This window comes from Cutibacterium equinum (genome assembly GCF_028021195.1).
Lineage (GTDB): Bacteria > Actinomycetota > Actinomycetes > Propionibacteriales > Propionibacteriaceae > Cutibacterium > Cutibacterium equinum.
Window position 1 is genome coordinate 1,932,375 of sequence record NZ_CP115668.1, and the last position, 18,674, is coordinate 1,951,048.

The 18,674-nt window shown below is 65.2% G+C and carries 17 protein-coding genes; 3 read left to right on the top strand and 14 right to left on the bottom strand.

What is annotated here, in order from left to right:
- Nucleotide 1: 1 nt before the first annotated feature.
- The 12 genes from nuoK to O6R08_RS08875 form a co-directional block, all read right to left on the bottom strand.
- Entirely contained in the window at nucleotides 2–301 is a 300-nt protein-coding gene (nuoK, locus tag O6R08_RS08820) for an NADH-quinone oxidoreductase subunit NuoK (protein ID WP_271417788.1), read from the bottom strand.
- Nucleotides 298–1,158 (bottom strand): NADH-quinone oxidoreductase subunit J, encoded by an 861-nt coding sequence (locus O6R08_RS08825; protein ID WP_271417789.1) that lies wholly within the window; start codon nucleotides 1,156–1,158, stop codon nucleotides 298–300. Before O6R08_RS08825 ends, nuoK begins: the two co-directional genes overlap by 4 nt.
- Entirely contained in the window at nucleotides 1,155–1,730 is a 576-nt protein-coding gene (nuoI, locus tag O6R08_RS08830) for an NADH-quinone oxidoreductase subunit NuoI (RefSeq protein WP_271417790.1), read from the bottom strand. The genes O6R08_RS08825 and nuoI overlap by 4 nt, the downstream gene beginning before the upstream one ends.
- Nucleotides 1,730–3,052, bottom strand: coding sequence for an NADH-quinone oxidoreductase subunit NuoH (gene nuoH, locus O6R08_RS08835; protein WP_271417791.1), 1,323 nt, complete (start codon nucleotides 3,050–3,052; stop codon nucleotides 1,730–1,732). The genes nuoI and nuoH overlap by 1 nt, the downstream gene beginning before the upstream one ends.
- Nucleotides 3,049–5,487, bottom strand: a complete 2,439-nt coding sequence (locus O6R08_RS08840; RefSeq protein WP_271417792.1) for an NADH-quinone oxidoreductase subunit G — start codon at nucleotides 5,485–5,487, stop codon at nucleotides 3,049–3,051. The genes nuoH and O6R08_RS08840 overlap by 4 nt, the downstream gene beginning before the upstream one ends.
- On the bottom strand, nucleotides 5,484–6,818 hold the full coding sequence (gene nuoF, locus O6R08_RS08845; RefSeq protein ID WP_271417793.1) for an NADH-quinone oxidoreductase subunit NuoF: 1,335 nt from the start codon (nucleotides 6,816–6,818) through the stop codon (nucleotides 5,484–5,486). The genes O6R08_RS08840 and nuoF overlap by 4 nt, the downstream gene beginning before the upstream one ends.
- The gene (gene nuoE / locus O6R08_RS08850) at nucleotides 6,815–7,594 is read right to left on the bottom strand and encodes an NADH-quinone oxidoreductase subunit NuoE (protein ID WP_271417794.1); all 780 of its coding nucleotides are present in this window, start codon (nucleotides 7,592–7,594) and stop codon (nucleotides 6,815–6,817) included. The genes nuoF and nuoE overlap by 4 nt, the downstream gene beginning before the upstream one ends.
- Nucleotides 7,591–8,892 (bottom strand): NADH-quinone oxidoreductase subunit D, encoded by a 1,302-nt coding sequence (locus O6R08_RS08855; RefSeq protein WP_271417795.1) that lies wholly within the window; start codon nucleotides 8,890–8,892, stop codon nucleotides 7,591–7,593. The genes nuoE and O6R08_RS08855 overlap by 4 nt, the downstream gene beginning before the upstream one ends.
- A complete protein-coding gene (locus tag O6R08_RS08860) occupies nucleotides 8,892–9,722 on the bottom strand; it encodes an NADH-quinone oxidoreductase subunit C (protein ID WP_271417796.1) in 831 nt (276 codons plus the stop codon). The genes O6R08_RS08855 and O6R08_RS08860 overlap by 1 nt, the downstream gene beginning before the upstream one ends.
- The gene (locus O6R08_RS08865) at nucleotides 9,719–10,276 is read right to left on the bottom strand and encodes a NuoB/complex I 20 kDa subunit family protein (protein ID WP_271417797.1); all 558 of its coding nucleotides are present in this window, start codon (nucleotides 10,274–10,276) and stop codon (nucleotides 9,719–9,721) included. The genes O6R08_RS08860 and O6R08_RS08865 overlap by 4 nt, the downstream gene beginning before the upstream one ends.
- 90 nt (nucleotides 10,277–10,366) lie before the next feature.
- Nucleotides 10,367–10,750, bottom strand: coding sequence for an NADH-quinone oxidoreductase subunit A (locus tag O6R08_RS08870; protein WP_271417798.1), 384 nt, complete (start codon nucleotides 10,748–10,750; stop codon nucleotides 10,367–10,369).
- A gap of 97 nt (nucleotides 10,751–10,847) precedes the next feature.
- Nucleotides 10,848–12,125, bottom strand: coding sequence for an NAD(P)/FAD-dependent oxidoreductase (locus tag O6R08_RS08875; protein WP_271419336.1), 1,278 nt, complete (start codon nucleotides 12,123–12,125; stop codon nucleotides 10,848–10,850).
- A 335-nt stretch (nucleotides 12,126–12,460) separates the two neighbouring features.
- Between O6R08_RS08875 and O6R08_RS08880 the strand changes: the two genes are divergently transcribed.
- Nucleotides 12,461–13,642: an isochorismate synthase gene (locus O6R08_RS08880; protein WP_271419337.1), complete on the top strand. Its 1,182-nt coding sequence runs from the start codon at nucleotides 12,461–12,463 to the stop codon at nucleotides 13,640–13,642.
- A gap of 74 nt (nucleotides 13,643–13,716) precedes the next feature.
- On the opposite strand, the gene O6R08_RS08885 is transcribed toward O6R08_RS08880, so the two are convergent.
- Nucleotides 13,717–15,450: a DUF6297 family protein gene (locus O6R08_RS08885; protein WP_271417799.1), complete on the bottom strand. Its 1,734-nt coding sequence runs from the start codon at nucleotides 15,448–15,450 to the stop codon at nucleotides 13,717–13,719.
- Nucleotides 15,447–16,100: an ABC transporter ATP-binding protein gene (locus O6R08_RS08890; RefSeq protein WP_271417800.1), complete on the bottom strand. Its 654-nt coding sequence runs from the start codon at nucleotides 16,098–16,100 to the stop codon at nucleotides 15,447–15,449. The genes O6R08_RS08885 and O6R08_RS08890 overlap by 4 nt, the downstream gene beginning before the upstream one ends.
- Here O6R08_RS08890 and O6R08_RS08895 point away from each other — a divergent pair.
- Together O6R08_RS08895 and O6R08_RS08900 are read left to right on the top strand one after the other, a co-directional pair.
- Entirely contained in the window at nucleotides 16,090–16,875 is a 786-nt protein-coding gene (locus O6R08_RS08895; protein ID WP_271417801.1) for a demethylmenaquinone methyltransferase, read from the top strand. The genes O6R08_RS08890 and O6R08_RS08895 overlap by 11 nt on opposite strands.
- Complete coding sequence (locus O6R08_RS08900; RefSeq protein ID WP_271417802.1) at nucleotides 16,872–18,623, top strand: TM0106 family RecB-like putative nuclease; 1,752 nt, start codon at nucleotides 16,872–16,874, stop codon at nucleotides 18,621–18,623. The genes O6R08_RS08895 and O6R08_RS08900 overlap by 4 nt, the downstream gene beginning before the upstream one ends.
- Nucleotides 18,624–18,674: the final 51 nt, after the last annotated feature.

Below are 18,674 nucleotides of genomic sequence, written 5' to 3' on the forward strand. Positions count from 1 at the left end.
CTCAGAACTTCAGCAGGTTGGTGTCGTCGACCGAAGTCGTGCGACGGGAACGGAAAATGGTGACGATGATCGCCAGACCGACGACCACCTCGGCCGCCGCCACGATCATCACGAAGAACGCCCCGACCTGTCCGTCGAGGGAACCGTAAACGTGGGAGAAGGTCACCAGCGCGAGGTTCGCGGCGTTGAGCATCAGCTCCACCGACATGAAGGCCACCAGGGCATTACGCCTGGTCAGGAAGCCCAGAATGCCGATGGCGAAGAGGATCGCCGAGAGCACCAGGTAGTCATTCGGATTCATTCGAGTTCTCCTTGTGCCTCGTGGCGGGCGGCACTGATCGAGGCGAAGGCCCGATGAGTCGGAGCCTTCAACTCCCCGGCGTCGATGATGGCGCCGCGAGTGGCCAGTGTTCCCGAGATCGAATCCTGGGCGACCGTGCCGTCAGGTAGCAGGGCGGGAGCACCGATCTGGTTGGAGCGGGCGTATACGCCGGAGTTCGGGCGAACGCCGGGATGGGCACCGTGCTCGGCGTAGGCAGCCATGCGGTCGGTGAGCCGTTCACGCTGGGACTTCTTCTCGTCAGCCTCACCGTGGGCCAGCACCATGGTGCCGACGGCAGCGGTGATGAGCAGGGCCGAGGTGGCCTCGAAGACGATCACGTACTTGGTGAACACCAGTTCGGCGACGGACTTGACGTTGCCCCCGCCAGCGGCGTTGGCATCGTGCAGCCCGAGCGGCTGATCGGTGCCGAGCACGCCGGTGGTCACCGCATTACCGACAGCCAGGATGAGCAGTGCCAGGAAGGCCAGCGCGGCAATGATGGACGCCACCTTGTGACCCTTGAGGGTCTCCTTGAGGGAATCTGTGGCGTCGACGCCGACGAGCATGACGACGAAGAGGAACAGCATGAGGATGGCGCCGGTGTAGACGATGATCTGCACCACGAAGAGGAATGGCGCCTCCTGACTGGCGTATTGGACGGCCAGACAGATCATGACGACGGCCAGCGACAGGGCCGAGTGAACGGGCTTCTTGGCGAAGACCATCACCAAGGCCGCCAGCACCATGATCGGGGCCAGCAACCAGAACGCCCACTGGGAGGCCGTCACCATCGGGACGAGCCCGCTCGTGGGAGCCGAAAGCAGGAACGCCGTCATCGCCCTGCCCCCTCATCGTCGCGCTGGTCGCGCTGGGCATCGGCGGACGGGCCAGTTCGCACGTCATCCTGACCGGAGGGAGGCAGGCCGTTGAAGTAGTCGTCCTCGTCGTCACCCAGACGGCGCGGATGGGGCGGGGTCTCCATACCCTCCTTGAGCGGGGCAAGCAGCTCATCCTTGGTCCAGATGTGCTTGGCGCGAGTCGTGTTGGCCATCTTGAAGTCGTTGGTCATCGTCAGGGCACGAGTCGGGCAGGCCTCGATGCACATTCCGCACAGAATGCATCGCAGGTAGTTGATCTCGTAGACGCGGCCGTAACGCTCACCGGGCGAGTAACGCTCCTCGTCGGTGTTGTCGGCACCCTCGACGTAGATGGCGTCAGCCGGGCAGGCCCAGGCGCACAGCTCGCAGCCCACGCACTTCTCCAGCCCGTCAGGCCAGCGGTTGAGCTGATGGCGGCCGTGCATGCGCGGCGGCATCGGCTTTTCCTTGCCCTTCTCCGGGTATCCCTGGGTGAAGGGCTTGCGGAACATCGTCTCGAAGGTGATCCCGAATCCTGACCAGGCTCCCATCACAGACCTCCGTTCTCGTCGTGGTCTCGTCGCGCCACCGAGGTGGCCGTCGCGGCCCCCGCCAACGGGGCCTGGACCTGATGTGGCAATGGCGGCACAGGATAACCGCCCGCGAAGGCGTCGAAGGGTTCCTCACTGGCCGCCTCGGACTCGGACTCGTCCTTGCCTCCCGCGAACGCCCAGATGAACAGGGCGACGACGATGACGCCGACGATGACCATGAAGATCGGGTTGCGACCCCAGCCCTGGTTGAGGACGGTTCGCCACGCGGCGACCAGCAGCACCCACCCCAAGGACACCGGGATGAGAACCTTCCAGCCCAGATCCATGAAGTGGTCGTAACGGAACCTCGGGATGGCAGCTCGTACCCACACGAAGAAGAAGATGACGAACTGGGTCTTGAGGAAGAACCACAGCAGACCCCACCATCCGGAATCGATGACACCGAGGTAGTTGAGCGGCCACGGGGCGCGGTAGCCACCCAGGAACAGGGTGGTGCAGACAGCCGACAGGGTGGCCATGTTGATGTACTCAGCCAGGAAGTACATGCCGTAGGGGAATCCGGAGTACTCGGTGATGTAACCACTGACCAGCTCCGACTCGCACTCGGGCAGGTCGAAGGGCAGACGGTTGGACTCACCGAACATCGTGATGACGTAGATGATGAAGCTCGGGATGAGCAGCAGCCAATAATGCCCGGCGATGTGGGTGTCGAATCCGCCGACGACCAGATGGCTGGCCTGGGACTCCACGATCGCAGACGTCGACATGGACCCCGAGAAGATGAACACCGTCACCAAGGACAGGCCCATGGCGACCTCGTAGGAGATCATCTGGGCGCTGGAGCGCAGCGAGCCGAGCAGGGAGTACGTGCCTGCCGACGACCACCCGGCCAGCACGACCCCGTAGATGCCGATGGACGCCACCGCGAGGATGAACAGCACAGCCACCGGCACGTCCGTGATCTGAAGTCTGGTGGTGTGGCCGAACATCGACACCTCACCACCGAGCGGAATGACCGACCAGGACGCGAAGCAGGCGATACCCGCGATCACCGGCGCCAGATTGAAGACGATCTTGTCGGCACCCTTGGGGGTGAGCATCTCCTTGAAGATGAGCTTCAAGCCGTCACCGACGGCCTGGAACACACCACCGGCCCACGCCGAGTTCATGATCGGGCCGATGCGGTTCTGCATCTTGGCCAGCACGCGGCGCTCGAACCACACGTTGAAGATGGTCCAGGCCAGCAGGATCACGAAGAGGATGACAACCTTGACGATGATGAGCCACACCGGGTCGATGGTGGCCTCGAGGGGACTCATGCCACACCTGCCTCTCGGGAAGTATCGGATTCAACGGCACTCAGCGAGACGACGGTTCCGGGAGCGTCGGGGACGGTGGTGCGGGCCTGAGGAGAGGTCGAGTCGCCTCGCAGCGACGGGATCCACACCGCCTCGGCCGACATCGTCGTGTCGATCTTGACCGGAAGTCGCAGGCTGATGGGCCCGGAAACGTCGATGAGCTGTCCGTCGGTCACGCCGAGTTGACTGGCTGTCAGCGGGCTGACGACGGCGACGGGAGCCGGGGCGGTCGCCAGCAGGGCGTCGGCACCGGTCAGGCTCGCCGATCCCTCCAGAAGCTGCCGCCAGGTTTCCACCACACGGCCGACGGAACCCGGCTCGACCATGGGGGTCTGTGGCACGATCGGGGAGGTCGACTCCATCTTCGGGTGCCCGCCCTGCCACTGGCCGAGGTCCCGCCAGGCCTTGTGAGCCTGGGCGACGGTGGCCAGCCCGGAGGCCGATCCCAGTTGCGAACTCAGGGCGTCGAGGACGCGAATCTCGTTCATCGGGGTGGCAGCCTGCTTGTTGACCACGCGCACTCGGCCGGGGCGATGCTCCCAGTTGAGGAAGGTTCCCGAGGTCTCCTCGAGCAGGCACACCGGCAAGACGACGTCGGCGCGTTCGGCAACCTCGGAGAATCGCTGTTCCACCGAGACCACGAAGCCGCAGTTCTCGACGGCTTCACGGGCCCCTGTCGGATCAGGCATGTCAGCCAGTTCCACACCGGAGACGACGAGGGCCGAGAGCTTGCCGTCACGGGCTGCAGCCAGCATTCCAGCGGTGTCGAGGCCGGGTGTGGTCGGCAGGTTGTCGACCCCCCAGGCGGCCGCGATGTCCACGCGAGCCTTGGCGTCGTCGACAAGACGCCCACCGGGCAACAGCTGCGGCAGCAGACCAGCCTCGATGGCGCCGATCTCACCGGCACGGCGAGGCACCCACGCGACGCGCACCGTCGAGTCGAGGGCGGCGATGGCCGAGAGGGTCCCAGGCCGGGTGGCGGCCCTCTCCCCCACCAGCACGATGGTTCCCTCACCGATCATGCCGTCGGCGACCAGTTGTTCCACGACCTGGGGCTCCTGGCCGGGCAGGCAGCGGGCCAACTCGGCCCCCAACTTCGCCGAGCCATTCGACAGGTGAGTGCCGACCACGGTGACGGCAACCTTCTTGCGTCGCCACGCCTTGCGCAGCCGCAGGAAGATCATCGGGCACTCGTCCTCGGGCTCCAGGTCCACCAGGACGACCCGCGAGGCCTTCTCGAGGTCGGCGTAGGTCACCGACTCCTCGAGGCTGCGTCCGGCGACCGTGGCAGCCAGGAAAGCGGCCTCCTCGGCCGAGTGGGGACGGGAACGGAAGTCGACGTTGTTCGTGCCGAGCACGACTCGTGCGAACCGGGACCAGGACAGGCAGGTCTCCACCGGGAGGCGTCCACCGGCCAGGACGCCGACGCTGGTGCCAGCCTCCTTGAGTCCGGCGGCTGCCGCCTGCAGAGCCTCAACCCAGGACGCCTTCTCCAGGACTCCGTTGCGGCGTACCAGCGGGGTCGTCACTCGGTCGTCACCACGGCCGTAGCGGAAGGCGAAGCGGCCCTTGTCGCAGTTCCATTCCTCGTTGACCTCGGGCAGGTTACCGGCGTTGCGACGCTTGACCTCGTAGTGACGATGGTCGGTGCGCAGCTGGCACCCGGCAGCGCAGTGCTCACAGGTCGTCACCGTCGAGACGAGATCGAAGGGACGAGAACGGAAGCGGTACTCGGTGCTGGTGAGAGCTCCCACCGGGCAGATCTGGATGACGTTGCCCGAGAAGTAGGAGTTGAAGTCGTCACCCTCGTAGGCCCCGATCTGGGAGACGGCACCCCGCTCCTGCAGGTTGATGAAGGGATCTCCGGCGATCTGGTCGGCGAACCGGGTGCATCGCTGACACAGCACGCAGCGCTCGCGGTCCAGCAACACCTGGGCCGAGATGTTGATCGGCTTGGGGTAGGTGCGTTTCACCCCGCCGTAGCGGGACTCGCCGCGCCCGTTGGCCATGGCCTGGTTCTGCAGCGGGCACTCGCCGCCCTTGTCGCAGATGGGGCAGTCCAGCGGATGGTTGATGAGGAGGAACTCCAGCATCCCCTCCTGGGCCTTGCGGGCCATCTCGGAGCTGACCTGGGTCTTGACGATCATCCCCTCGGCCACCGGCATGGTGCACGAGGGCTGTGGCTTGGGGAAGCCACGGCCATTTCCGGCGTCGGGGATCTCGACGAGGCACTCGCGGCAGGCACCGGCCGGATCGAGCAGCGGGTGATCGCAGAATCGGGGGATGGCGGTGCCGATGGACTCAGCAGCGCGGATGATGAGGGTTCCCTTGGGGACACTGACCTGCTGACCGTCAATGGTGCAGGTGACGAGTTCGACGGGCTTGTTCTCGCTCATGCTCCGGCCCCCTCCAGGACTCGGCGGTCGGCATCGGTGAAGGTCGAGCTGCGCTCGTAGGGCAGGTACTGCCAGGCGGGGATGCCACGGCAGCCGGCCTCGAACTCCTCGCGGAAGTGGCCGATCGCTCCTCGCAGACAGCCCACGGCACCGTCGGCCAGGGCGCAGAAGGAACGACCGCCGATGTTGTCGGCAATGTCCATGAGCTTGTCGACGTCACCCTCCTGGCCCTCGCCGGCCTCGATGCGACGCAGCATCTGGACGACCCACCAGGTGCCCTCACGGCACGGGGTGCACTTGCCACAGGATTCGTGCTTGTAGAACTCCAGCCACCGCAGCGTGACGCGGACCACCGAGGTCGTCTCGTCAAAGCATTGCAGCGCCTTGGTGCCCAGCATCGACTTGACCCCCATCATTCCCTCGTAGTCGAGCGGGGTGTCGAGGTTGTCCGGGGTGAGAAGCGGGGTCGAGGAACCACCGGGGGTGAAGAACTTCAACTCGTGGCCCTCACGCATGCCGCCGGAGATCTCGAGCAACTGGCGCAAGGTGATGCCCATCGGGGCCTCGTACTGGCCAGGGTGGGCCACATGGCCTGACAGGGAGTACATGGTGAAGCCGTCAGACTTCTCAGTGCCCATCGACTTAAACCATTCCTTGCCATTGCGCAAGATCGACGGCACCGTCGAGATGGACTCGACGTTGTTGATGACCGTCGGGCTGGCGTACAGACCGGCGACAGCAGGGAAGGGAGGACGCAGACGCGGCTGGCCACGGCGTCCCTCCAAGGAGTCCAGCAGTGCCGTCTCCTCACCGCAGATGTAGGCACCGGCACCGGCGTGGACGACGATGTCGAGGTCGTAACCGGAACCGAGGATGTTCTTGCCGATGTATCCGGCCGAGTAGGCCTCGCGCACCGCCTGCTGAACACGGCGGATGACGTGGAGCACCTCGCCTCGGATGTAGATGAAGGCCATCTTCGCCTTGATGGCGTAGGCGGCGATGATGACTCCCTCGACGAGGGTGTGCGGGGATGCCATCATGAGCGGCATGTCCTTGCAGGTGCCCGGCTCGGACTCGTCACCGTTGACGACCAAGTAGGTCGGGTTCGGGTTGTCCTTGGGGACGAAGGACCACTTCATGCCGGTGGGGAATCCGGCGCCACCACGGCCACGCAGGTTGGCGTCCTTGACCAGCGAGACGACCTCGTCTGGCTGCATCGTCAAGGCCTTGCGAAGTCCGGTGTAGCCGCCTTGACGCTCATAGTTGAGCAGCTTCCAGCTACGCTCGTCGTCCCAGTTGGCCGACAGAACCGGAGTCAGCGGATCGGTCACTTCTCCTCCTCCACGGGCTCAGGAGCGGGCAGGTTGTTCGGGTCTGGAGCCTTCCAGCCGTTCTTCTTGGCCAGTCGCACACCCTGCAGGGATGCCTCACCGGCGCTGGGGCCCTCGTCGGCCCGGCCGTCGGGGAAGCCTGCGAGCACTCGCTCGGCCTCACGCCAACTGGTGATTTTCGCACCGCGGGTGGAGTGGACCTCCTCGTCGCGGGCCAGGGCGTCGAGGATCTCCTCGGCGCGGATCGGGGTCATGTTGTCCATGTACTCCCAGTTGACCATCATGATCGGGGCGAAGTCACAGGCGGCGTTGCACTCCAACCGTTCGAGGGAGAACTTGCCGTCGGGAGTCGTCTCACCCTCCTTGATGCCGAGCTTCTTCTCGACTCGGGCGAGCACCTCCTCACCACCCATGACGGCGCACAGCGCGGTGGTGCACACACCAATGTGGTGCTGGCCGGCCGGATGCTTCTTGTACATGGTGTAGAAGGTCGCCACTCCGGAAACTTGGGCGGTGGTGATGCCCAACACCTCGGCTGCGGTCTCGATGCCGACCGGGGAGACACGCCCGTCCACCGACTGCACCAGGTGCAGGATCGGCAGCAGGGCCGAGCGCGCATCGGGATAGCGCGAGGCAATCTGGCGCATCTCCTCGATGGTGTGCTCGTCGATGTTGGTGGAACGGTCCGACTGGTCGACTCCGCCGCTGCCCGAGAAGTCCGAGTGGAAGGACTCGACGTAGGGGTATCCCAGGTTGACGGGTTCGCGATCGCTCATCGGTCGACTCCTCCCATGACGGGGTCCAGGGATGCCAGGGACGGCACCACGTCAGAAAGCATTCCGCCCTCGCACAGGGCGGGCAGGGACTGCACATTGATGAATCCGGGGTCACGCAGGTGAGACCGGTAGGGACGCACGCCGCCGTCCGAGACGAGGTGGCAACCCAGCTCGCCGCCGGCACCTTCGATGGCCTGGTAGACCTGACCAGCGGGCACCCGGAATCCCTCGGTGACGATCTTGAAGTGGTGGATGAGGGCCTCCATCGACTCGCCCATGATGTGGCGAATGTGCTCGTTGGAGTTGCCCTGGCCGTCGGGGCCCAGCGCCAGCTCTGCCGGCCAGGCGATGTGCGGATCCTCCACCATGTGACGATCACCCTGGGTGTCCTCGAGGCGTTTGAGGCACTGCTTGAGGATGCGCACCGACTGGTCCATCTCCTCCAGGCGAATACGGAAGCGTCCGTAACAGTCGCAGGTGTCCCAGGTCGGGACGTCGAAGTCGTAGGTCTCGTAGCCGCAGTAGGGCTGGGTCTTGCGCAGATCCCACGGCAGGCCGGTGGCACGCAAGGCCGGGCCGGTCACGCCGAGAGCCATGCAGGTCGACAGGTCGGCGTAACCGATGCCCTTGGTACGGGCCTTGAAGATCGGGTTCTCGTTGCAGAACAGGCCGATCTCGGGCAGGTACTTCTCCATGCGCTTGATGAGGTCACGCAGCTGGTCCAACCCGGTCTCGGGCAGGTCAGTGGCAACACCGCCAGGACGAATCCAGGCATTGTTCATGCGCAGTCCGGTGACGGCCTGGTTGAACTCCAGGATGATCTCGCGCTCCCTGAGGCCAACCTCGGCCACCGAGGATGCGCCGAGCTCCAGGCCGCCGGTACCCACCGCGATGAGGTGGGAGGACAGGCGGTTGAGCTCGGTGATCATGACCCGCAGAACCTTGGCCCGCTCCGGGACGTCGTCGGTGATACCCAGCAGCTTCTCGACAGCCAGGCAGTACACCAGCTCGTTGAAGAAGTTCGCGACGTAATTGCATCGCGTCATGAAGGTCACACCTTGGGTCCAGGTGCGGAACTCCATGTTCTTCTCGATACCGGTGTGGAGGAATCCGATACCGACGCGAAGGTCAGTCACGGACTCGCCATCGAGCTCGATGATGAGCCGCATGACGCCGTGGGTGGACGGGTGAGACGGCCCGAAGTTCACGACGACGGTCTCGTCGCCCCGCTCGGCAGCCTCGTCGACGATCTGGGCCCAGTCGCCGCCCTGGGACAAGTACTCGTGGTTCTCGCTCATCAGTTGTAGCTCCTGCGCTGGTCCGGCGGTGGCACGACAGCACCCTTGTACTCGATCGGGATGCCACCGAGCGGGTAATCCTTGCGCTGCGGGTGGCCGACCCAGTCGTCGGGCATGAGGATGCGAGTGAGGGCCGGGTGGCCGTCAAAGATGACGCCGAACATGTCCCAGGCCTCGCGTTCCTGGAAGTCCACGTGCGGATAGACCGACACGATGCTGGGGACGTGGGGCAGGGAGTCGACGTCGCTGTGACCGGTACGCACCATATCCTCCTGTCCGGGGTCAGCCAGCGCGACCTCGAGGCGGATGCGACGGTTGTGGGTCATCGACAACAGGTCATAGACGACGTGCATCTCGCGACCGGCCATGTGCGGGTAGTGCACACAGGTCAAACACGAACAGCTCTCGAAGCGCAGGGCCGCGTCGTCACGCAGGGCCTTGACGAGCTCGAGCAGCTTGTCGGGACGCACGAAGAAGGTGATCTCGCCGCGATCAACGAGAGTCAGGCCGTCGGAGAACCCTGGGACGAGCTCCTCCATCCGGTCGGCGACCTCGTCAAACCAGCCACCGTAGGGACGCTCGGAATTGCCCGGCATCTCGACGGTGCGCACGATGCCGCCATAGCCAGAGGTGTCGCCAGGGCCGGAGGTTGCTGCCCACATCCCCTTGCGGGTGTCGATGCGGCGATCCTCCTGGGTCCACTCAGCCCCCTTGGCCGGGGTGTGGGCCTGGTCAGGATTGCCGGCGTCAAGGAAGTTACGCCCGTCGGGAATACGGTCCCCGGAGTCCGAGCCACCGGCGGCACCACGCGGGGTCGGCTTGTCACTCATCGCATGAGCCCCTTCTGCTCGAGGGTGGTCGGGGCCTCGATGGCCCGCTTCTCCTTGGCGGCCTCAACCTCGGACATGTGGCCCATGAGCGGCCAGTGCTGAATCTGCTCACGAATCTTGAACACGGCGTCAATGAGCATGTCGGGGCTGGGTGGGCAGCCTGGCAGGTAGACGTCCACCGGGACGATGTGGTCACAGCCCTGGACGATGGCGTAATTGTTGAAGATGCCGCCCGAGGAAGCGCACGCGCCCATCGAAATGACCCACTTGGGTTCAGGCATTTGGTCGTAGAGCTGACGAACCACCGGAGCCATCTTCTGGCTCAGGCGGCCCGAGACGATCATGAGATCGGCCTGACGGGGAGAGGCACGGAACACCTCGTGACCCCAGCGGGCGGCGTCGGCACGCGGGCCGCCATAGGAGATCATCTCGATGGCGCAGCAGGCCAGGCCCATCGTCAGGGGCCAGAACGAAGTCTTGCGCAGCCATCCGACGATGGCCTCCATCGAGGTCATCACGATTCCAGCTGGGACATCGGCGTCGTACTCAGCCATCTCGTGCGTCCTTCCTTTCAGACGTTGACTGACGCGGCAGCGGGCCGCTCGAACGTTGATGGGGTGCGGCTCACGAGCCGCGACCAGAGATCAGGTCCAGTCCAGGCCACCACGGCGGCGAATGTAGAGGTAAGGGATGAACACCATCACGACGAACAGCACCATCTCGACCAGGGCAAAGACCCCCAGATGGTTGAAATCGACGGCCCACGGGTAGAGGAACATGATGTCGATGTCGAAGACGATGTAGAGCATCGCGACGACGAAGAACTTCACCGGAAACTTTCCGCCACCAGCCGGCTGTGGCGTCGGCTCAATGCCGCACTCATAGATTTCGTGCTTGGCGCGGTTGGGTCGCTTCACCGCAAGAAGGACGTTGACTGTGATCGTCGCGAGCACGAAGATCGCACCCAGGATGATCATCCCCACCAGGGGAGCGTATCCGTTCATCTCACCACCTTTGGTCAGCACCATTGGCTCTGACCCTACGACTCCCGTTTGACAATCGGGTACTTTGGGTACCCTAAGTCTTGATCATGTGTCGTCAGACGGACATCGGCGGCCACTGAGCTCACACTGACGGGGCAATCCTCGTCAGAACGTTGATAATACGATCGTCCACGTCTCCGCCCCGGGAATCTGTGAGATTTGCCAATAATTTGTTGACGAACTTCATGAGTCGACGACGCGGGAGGCCGTAGGTGGTGCAGATCTTCATGACCCGTGGGTCCCCGATGAGCCGCACGAAGATCGTCCCGAGACGGTAGTAGCCACCGAAGCTCTCCTGCAGCGCGCGGGGGTACCCCTGGAGCGCCTTCTCGGCTGCCGGCGTGCCGTGGCCACGGTAGTGAGCCTCCGCAATGGCATCAGCAGCCATCTCGCCAGCCTCCATGGCGTAATCGATGCCCTCCCCGTTGAAGGGGTTGACCATGCCACCGGCGTCACCCACCAGCAACACACCATTGAGGTAATGCGGCTGACGATTGAAAGCCATCGGCAGCGCAGCGCCTCGGATCGGCCCCTCACGGTGCTCCTCGTCGAGGGTCCACTCTGCAGGCATGTGGGACAGCCAGCGCTTCATGAGACGGCGGTAGTCAGTTTTGCCGAAAGCGTCAGAAGAGTTGAGCATTCCCAAACCGATGTTGACCGTCCCGTCCCCCTCGGGGAATGCCCAGCCATATCCGGGCAGCAAGTCCGAGGCATGCGGCGCGCCGTCCCACAGCTCCACCCAACTCTCCAGATGCTGTGACTCCGACAGCGGGGAACGGTAGTAGGCGCGCACCGCCACACCCATCGGACGGTCGTCGCGCTTGCGCAGACCTATGGCCAACCCGAGGCGGGAGGAATTGCCGTCAGCAGCGACGACGACGGGTGCCGAGTACACCCTGTCGTCGTCGGTACGCACCCCGCGGACACGGCCGCGCGGGTCAAGGATCGGCTCGGTGACATTGGCGCCCTCAACCAGGGTGACACCCTGGGACTCGGCGTGGCGAGCCAGCCTCTCGTCGAGGACACTGCGACGACACACCATGCCGAAGTTTGGGTAATCGGAGAGTTCGGGCCACGGAAGGACGAAGGGGGCGATGCGTCCACCATGGATCCGCAGCCCCTCGGTGTGCTTCCATCCGGCTTCCTCGGACACGTCGATGCCCAGTCGGATGAGCTGCTTGACGGCCCGAGGGGTGAGGCCATCACCACAGACCTTGTCACGCGGGAAGGTCGCCTTCTCCAACAAGGTGACGTGCAATCCCCTGCGGGCAAGGTGTGCCGCAGTGGCCGAGCCACCAGGCCCAGCACCGACAACGACGACGTCGGACTCGATCTGGCTCGTCACGTGGGCCCCTCCTATGGAAACCAGGAAATCGCGCCGGGATCCCGGCGATGTGCACCGGTGAGTCTAGACGGTGAAGCTCGCGTGCAGCTCCGCCCAGTCTCCGGAGGCTGACTGGGCGAGGAGAACGTGAGGGCCACCGACGGCGCTGGCGGCTGGTTGGGTCCGCCCCGAGGCCCCACCGGCCGTCCGTTGTCCCTACCGCGAACGCGAAGACCTCCGACCCGCCGTGGACAGCGCACACAACACGGCACGCCCTCAGTTATTCTGCGGAGGTGATCCTCAACCCAGGTTCCACCCGCCTACGCGCTCGCACCGTCTCGATTCCGGACCCCGGACCGCTCGAGACCTACATGACACCCCACGACTCGGTGTGCTTCCTGCACCGCGATTACGGCATGGTCGGCCTGGGAGAGATCACCCGTTTCGAGACCGACTCCCCTACTGCGGCCGACGTCTGGTGGGAGGCCCTGTGCGACGATCTCGAGCACGAGACCGAGATGCCCGGTGCGGAGGCGACGGGCCCGGTTGCCTTCGGGTCCTTCACCTTCGATCCCGACCGCTCATCATCTCGCTCGGTCATGATCGTGCCGCAGACAATCATCGGCCGCTGGCCTGGCTACTCCTGGTTGACCCAGCTGTCCTGGGGATCGGTTGACGAGGACCCGCCTCGCCCGCAGCCCGCGCCGCCGTCCCCCACCGCAGTGACGATGCACGACGGCGTTGTCACTGCGCAGCAATGGCGTCTCATCGCCCAACAGGTCCAAGACATCATGGGCCCTGACGACCTCGAGCAGATCGTCCTCATGCGCGACCTCGAGGCCAAGGCGGCCTCACCCGTCGATCCGCGATGGATCGTCGAGACCCTCCACAGCCGCTTCCCCCATGCGTACACCTACCTCGTCGAGGGTTCTGTGGGCGTCACGTCAAAGCTCACCGTCGGCGTCAGCAAATCCTTGGTCAGTTCCCGAGTTCTGACGCACTCCCCCGCCACCGACGAGAACCACGAGGTTCTTCTCGCCGCCCTGCAAAACGAGGGCCCGTTGGCCGCACACCATGCCGAGATCGTGGAACGCACCTGCGAGAGCCTGGCCCAGTTCTGTGACACCCTCCACATTCCCGACTGTCCGGGGGCGGTGTTCACCGAGCGGTCCAACTACCTCGTCAGCGACGTCACCGGCATCCACTCCCCCGACCAAGGGTCCTGCCTGACCCTCGTCGACGCCCTGTGCCCGCCGGCATTCGTCACCGGTCTGCCACCCCACCGTGCCCAGTTCGTCCTCGCTGAGGTGGAGCACGTTGATCGCGGTCGCGTCTCGGGACCGACCGGATGGGTGGATTCCTTGGGCAATGGTCAATGGGTGACCGATTGTCGGGGCGGTCAGATCGACGGCACCGACCCGTCGGTCGTCCACATCTTCTCCGGCCACCCCATCGGCCATGACGACGACACCGAGATCTTGTCGCGTGCGACCGAGCACAGCATCGATCTGCTACGCGAAATCTTCACGACAACCAGCCAGTCACACTCCTGACGGCGGCGCTGGGGTGGCGAGACGGCGCGTCCCAGCGTGTTCTGCGGGGCCGACGACGAAAACCGTCACCGTCGTCACCGACGTTTACGCTCGATGACCTTCTTCTCGACCTTCTCACCGCGGGCCTCCGCGCGAGCCTCAGCCAGTTGACGCTGGGACTCCTCACGCATCTCCGCCAGGTCCTGCTGGTTCATGCCTCCCATGCGCAGGAACCCGAACACGATGACGGCAATGAACACCGACACCCACGGCGACCATCCGAGCACCACCGGAATCGTGACGAGGGCAACCATGTCGAAGCCACGAATGAGGTTGAACATGAGGCCTGGAGGCATGGCACCGGCCTGGGTGGCAACCATGGGCGAGGAGTAATCAGCCGGCTTGGCGCTCACCCAGCGGATGGCACCGGCCAGGCCAGCGGCAGCCGTCACCAAGCCGTACATGATCGCCTGCCCCCACGGACGAGAGGTCGTCGAGCCAACGCCATGAAAGGCCGGGATGACCGCGATGGCCCAGATGACCGCCGCCACTGCGGGAACCACCGACGCAGCCGAGATGACCTGACTGGTCGTGAACGGAAGGCAGCGCACCAGACCCTTGCTGCGCGTCAGCACACGCAAGCTGGTGAAGAACGGAATAAGGGCAGCGACGAGCACCAGCGCTGACACCGGGACCGTCAACGCCCCGAATCCCAGGGCTGACACGGCGTAGGGCACCACGGCCGTCACGACAAGGGCGAACAGCGGCTTGGGGAAGCGCATGAGGCGCTGCACGTCGCGCCACACCAAGGCGCTGAGCCCTTCCCCGCGTCCACGGGTAGCTCGGACCTGACCGCGCTCAACGGCCTCGCGCTCCTGAAGGATGTCGCGGATGAGGGCGAAGTCAAGGGCGAAGGCCGCACCCTGCATACCCGATGCCAGCGAGCCGCCAGCCATGAGACGAGCTCGTCGGATTCGATTGAGGCGCATCCGGGCGATGACGTAGCAGACGACCAGCAGCACCGCGCCGCCACCGGCGACCGCCCACGCGGATGCCAGGTTGTCATCGGTGGACATCGGCACTGCGTACCAGCCAGACGCCGTCGATATGACTCCCAGCAAGACCGCCAGACCGGCCAGCCCAGCCAGGGCCTCCACGATCTTGACCGGCCAGGTGCGTTCTGCCCCCTGCTCGGCGGCTGCGAAGGAGACAACACCGGCCGCTCCCAGCGCCGTCGCGACGGTCCAGGCAATGACGGCCTTGCCGGAGGCACCAGTCAGAGCGGCCACCAGCGCACCCAGGACCCCACCTCCGATCACCGAGACGAGCACAGCAACACGCAGACGCTTGGCCAGGAATCTCGCCCGGCTGATCGGCGCATCCATGAGCCAGAAACCCTCTGCGGCCGAGGCGAGCACCGGACCGAAGATACGGGCAGCCACGAGGGCGAAGGCCAGGACACCTGACAGTGCCGCCCACGGCAGCAGGCCACGGGCAGTCTGGCATCCCGTCGAGGTACAGCCGGATGCCTGACCCTGGGCCTGCACGATGAGGCTGATGATCATCGCGAGCACGACGACCAGGGAGAAGACGAGCACATAGGCATCCCCCAGGGCCTGCCAGATGTTGCGCGTCGTGCGACCCCTGCGCCAGTCACCCATGAGCAGGGCGAGCTGACGTTCATCGGCTTGGCCGGCGAAGAACTCGTCGGGGCGATGGGTGATGACCAGTTCCGGGTCGGGAACGGCTACCGCCTCCACCGTCGCGGCCTGGGCTGGCTGCGGGTTCTTGGGACGGGGCTTGGAGTGCTTGCTGGTGCGCCGACTCATCCGCGCGGGCCTCCCAGCTCGACGATACGAGCGCCCAGGGCCTCGACGAGGGCCGGCTCGTGGCTGGCCATGATGATCGCCAGGCCGTGTTTCATTTCCTCGCGCAGCCTCTTGCCGAGCCAGGCAACACCCTCGACGTCCAGCCGGGCCTCCGGCTCGTCGAGAACGAGGAGTTTGCGGGGACGCACCAAGGCTGTCGCCAGGCCCAGCCGGCGTCGCTGGCCAGATGACAGGGTGCCGGGCAACTGGCCGGACTGCGGGACGAGCTGGACTTCTTCGAGCACCTCGTCGACGAGGGCGTCGGCGTCAACGAGTCCGTGGGCGCGGGCCAGCAGATCAAGGTGTTCGACCACCGACAGGTCGGGGAAGAAGTCCAGGTCGTCGATGACCGTGGCAACATTGCGACGAAACTCCGGGTTCGTCTCGGACACTCTCTTTCCGAGCACCTCGATCGTGCCCGAGCTGGGACGATCCGCTCCCACCAGCATCCTCAACACCGTCGACTTGCCGGCGCCGTTGCGGCCGGTGAGTGCGACGGCCTCGCCCTCATGGACGGTCAGAGACAGGTGGTCAACGATGGTTCGGTCGCCATAAGACTTCGAGATGTCCTTGACGACGAGGACAGTGGAGCGGGATGCCATGCTGGCCATTCTCCCGCACCGTCGAGGCCGACCCCAAACTGTGTGGAAGACTGGGCGCGTGTTGACGACCCGAGCCACCCTTGACAAGCACCACGCCGATGTCGCTTCCATGTTCGACGGGGTGGCGCAGCGCTATGACCTCATGAACCAGATCATGACGATGGGAGCTGTCGACACTTGGCGCGACCTCGTCGTCGAGGCAGTGGAGCCACAGCCAGGCCAGGTCATCCTCGACCTGGCAGCCGGAACCGGCACCTCGTCGGCCACCTTCGCTGCCCGGGGGGCACAGGTCTACCCCACCGACATCTCCACCGGAATGCTGGCGGTCGGCAAGCAGCGTCAGCCCCATCTGCACTTCGTCGCCGGGGACGCCACCTGCCTGCCCTACGCCGACAATTCCTTCGACGCGGTGACGATCTCCTACGGTCTGCGCAACGTCGAGGACCCACACCAGGCCCTGCGCGAGATGTTGCGTGTCACCAAGCCGGGCGGACGGGTCGTCATCTGCGAGTTCTCCTACCCCACCTGGGCACCGTTTCGCCACGTCTACACCAAGTACTTGCTCGCCGCCATCCCGGCCATGGCGAGGTTGGCCTCCTCGAACCGTGACGCCTACGACTACCTGGCCGAATCGATCCTTGCCTGGCCCGACCAGTCCCATCTGGCCGACATGATGGCCGAGGCCGGCTGGCAGGCCATCGCGTGGCGCAATGTCTGTGGTGGCGTCGTCGCCCTGCATCGTGGGTGGAAGGGCAGTGACCAGAAGGAGGATGTCCTGAGGTGACGGCCTCCTCCCCGATCCTCCTTGATCCTTGGGCGGCGCGTAGCTGCCCGGTCAAGACTCAGAACGCCTACGACCCGGCCCTGTCCCCACCGGTCGGGGATCCGCGCGACGACGAACTCTTCACGGGGGCCGAAACCCATCTGAGGGCCATCGGTGACGCCCTGGCCGCCGTTCCCAACGCCGTCGACCTGCGTTCAGGCGCCGTGAGTGTGGCAGGTCGACGCAGTGCCACCCGCCAAGCCATGGACGCTGGAGCACCCGTCATCGTCGGCCCTGAGTTGCCATCGTCACCCCAGGGTCACCGCACCGGTTCTCCCGACGCCCTGGTGCTGGCTGGGACACGTGCCGACGGTGGGCCTGGTTACCTGCCGGTCATCGTCAAGGACTACCCGGTCCTGGAGAGCCACCACACTCTGGCGGAGTTCACGTGGGTGGCCCCCCTCAACGACCCCGATCCTCGTCACGCCCGGATGTCACTGGAGCAGACTTTCCGCGCCGGTCGGGAGCGCGCCCTCATCCAGGCCGCCCATCACTGGCGGCTGCTGGAGGATCTGGGCCTGGTCGCCACTCCTGACGAGTGCCCGGACCATCGTCGTCTCGTGGGGGTGGTCGGCAACGACGAGATCGGGATTCTCGATGACGCCCTGGCCGTCTCCTGGCTTGATCTTGACCACAAGTTCATTCGCACCTTCTCCCGCTCGGCGGCCTCGAGGTGGCGTCGGCGCAGCGTGCTGGACCGCTATGACCACGAGCACACCTTCCGGGTCTCGGTGGCCGAGCACGCCCTGGCTGGTGGTGAGCCCATGGTCACCCCGATCGTGGTGCGTGAGTGTGAGTCCTGTCAGTGGTGGACCGTCTGCCAGCCGCGTCTTGACGATGCCGATCTGTCCCTACGTATCTCGAAGGCTCCGCTGGATGTCCGGGAGATCTCGACCTTGCGTCGCCTCGGGGTGGCCACCGTCGACGACCTGGCCGACGCCGATCTGGACGAGTTGCTGCCGGCCTACCTGCCAGAAGTGCAGCACCGTCCCCGCCCGGAGCAGCGACTGCGAGCCGCCGCCCGCCGCGCCCGTCTCATCCGTCGAGGTGTGCTGCTGGAACGCAATGACGAGGGCCCCATCGAGGTGGCCTCCTCCCGTCTGGAGATCGACTTCGACATCGAAACCTCCCCTGATGGCAGGGTTTATCTGTGGGGTTTCGAGGTCAGTGATCCTGAGCACCTGCTCGACTCGACGACCGGCGACGAGCCCTATTACGTCGCCTTCAGCGAGTTTGCCGACATGGATGACGATGACGAGAACGAGCTGGCGGCCCGCGCCATCGCCTGGCTCGACGCGGTGGTGTCGGCCCACCCGGAGACGATCGTCGTCCACTACTCCGACTACGAGATCGTCCACCTGCGCCACTTCGGACATGCCTGTCAGGATGAACAGACTCGAGACGCCGTGCGTCGGCTGCTGGACTCGGGATGCTTCGTCGATCTGTTCGCCACCGTCAAGGCCCATTTCTTCGGGGTCGACGGGATCGGGCTGAAGGTCGTTGCCAACGCTGGCGCCGGGTTCACCTGGCGTGACCCGGACCCAGGCGGCCTCAACTCCCAGACCTGGTGGGACCTGGCCGTCCATGACCCCGATCCGCAGGTCCGTCAGTCCTCCAAGACCCGGGTCATGGAGTACAACGAGGACGACGTAAAGGCCACCCTCGCCGTTCGCCGTTGGCTCGTCGAGAAGTTTTCCGGGCAATCCTGACCGCCTGTTCGCGCCACGGCGTCACGACGGTGACGATCGGCATGTGCGGGC

Excerpts from the sequence above, each read along its gene's own strand:
- nuoK (WP_271417788.1), bottom strand. The coding sequence starts at position 301 with ATGAATCCGAATGACTACCTGGTGCTCTCGGCGATCCTCTTCGCCATC.
- O6R08_RS08825 (WP_271417789.1), bottom strand. The coding sequence starts at position 1,158 with ATGACGGCGTTCCTGCTTTCGGCTCCCACGAGCGGGCTCGTCCCGATG.
- nuoI (WP_271417790.1), bottom strand. The coding sequence starts at position 1,730 with ATGGGAGCCTGGTCAGGATTCGGGATCACCTTCGAGACGATGTTCCGC.
- nuoH (WP_271417791.1), bottom strand. The coding sequence starts at position 3,052 with ATGAGTCCCCTCGAGGCCACCATCGACCCGGTGTGGCTCATCATCGTC.
- O6R08_RS08840 (WP_271417792.1), bottom strand. The coding sequence starts at position 5,487 with ATGAGCGAGAACAAGCCCGTCGAACTCGTCACCTGCACCATTGACGGT.
- nuoE (WP_271417794.1), bottom strand. The coding sequence starts at position 7,594 with ATGAGCGATCGCGAACCCGTCAACCTGGGATACCCCTACGTCGAGTCC.
- O6R08_RS08855 (WP_271417795.1), bottom strand. The coding sequence starts at position 8,892 with ATGAGCGAGAACCACGAGTACTTGTCCCAGGGCGGCGACTGGGCCCAG.
- O6R08_RS08860 (WP_271417796.1), bottom strand. The coding sequence starts at position 9,722 with ATGAGTGACAAGCCGACCCCGCGTGGTGCCGCCGGTGGCTCGGACTCC.
- O6R08_RS08865 (WP_271417797.1), bottom strand. The coding sequence starts at position 10,276 with ATGGCTGAGTACGACGCCGATGTCCCAGCTGGAATCGTGATGACCTCG.
- O6R08_RS08870 (WP_271417798.1), bottom strand. The coding sequence starts at position 10,750 with ATGGTGCTGACCAAAGGTGGTGAGATGAACGGATACGCTCCCCTGGTG.
- O6R08_RS08880 (WP_271419337.1), top strand. The coding sequence starts at position 12,461 with ATGACACCCCACGACTCGGTGTGCTTCCTGCACCGCGATTACGGCATG.
- O6R08_RS08885 (WP_271417799.1), bottom strand. The coding sequence starts at position 15,450 with ATGAGTCGGCGCACCAGCAAGCACTCCAAGCCCCGTCCCAAGAACCCG.
- O6R08_RS08895 (WP_271417801.1), top strand. The coding sequence starts at position 16,090 with ATGCTGGCCATTCTCCCGCACCGTCGAGGCCGACCCCAAACTGTGTGG.
- O6R08_RS08890 (WP_271417800.1), bottom strand. The coding sequence starts at position 16,100 with ATGGCCAGCATGGCATCCCGCTCCACTGTCCTCGTCGTCAAGGACATC.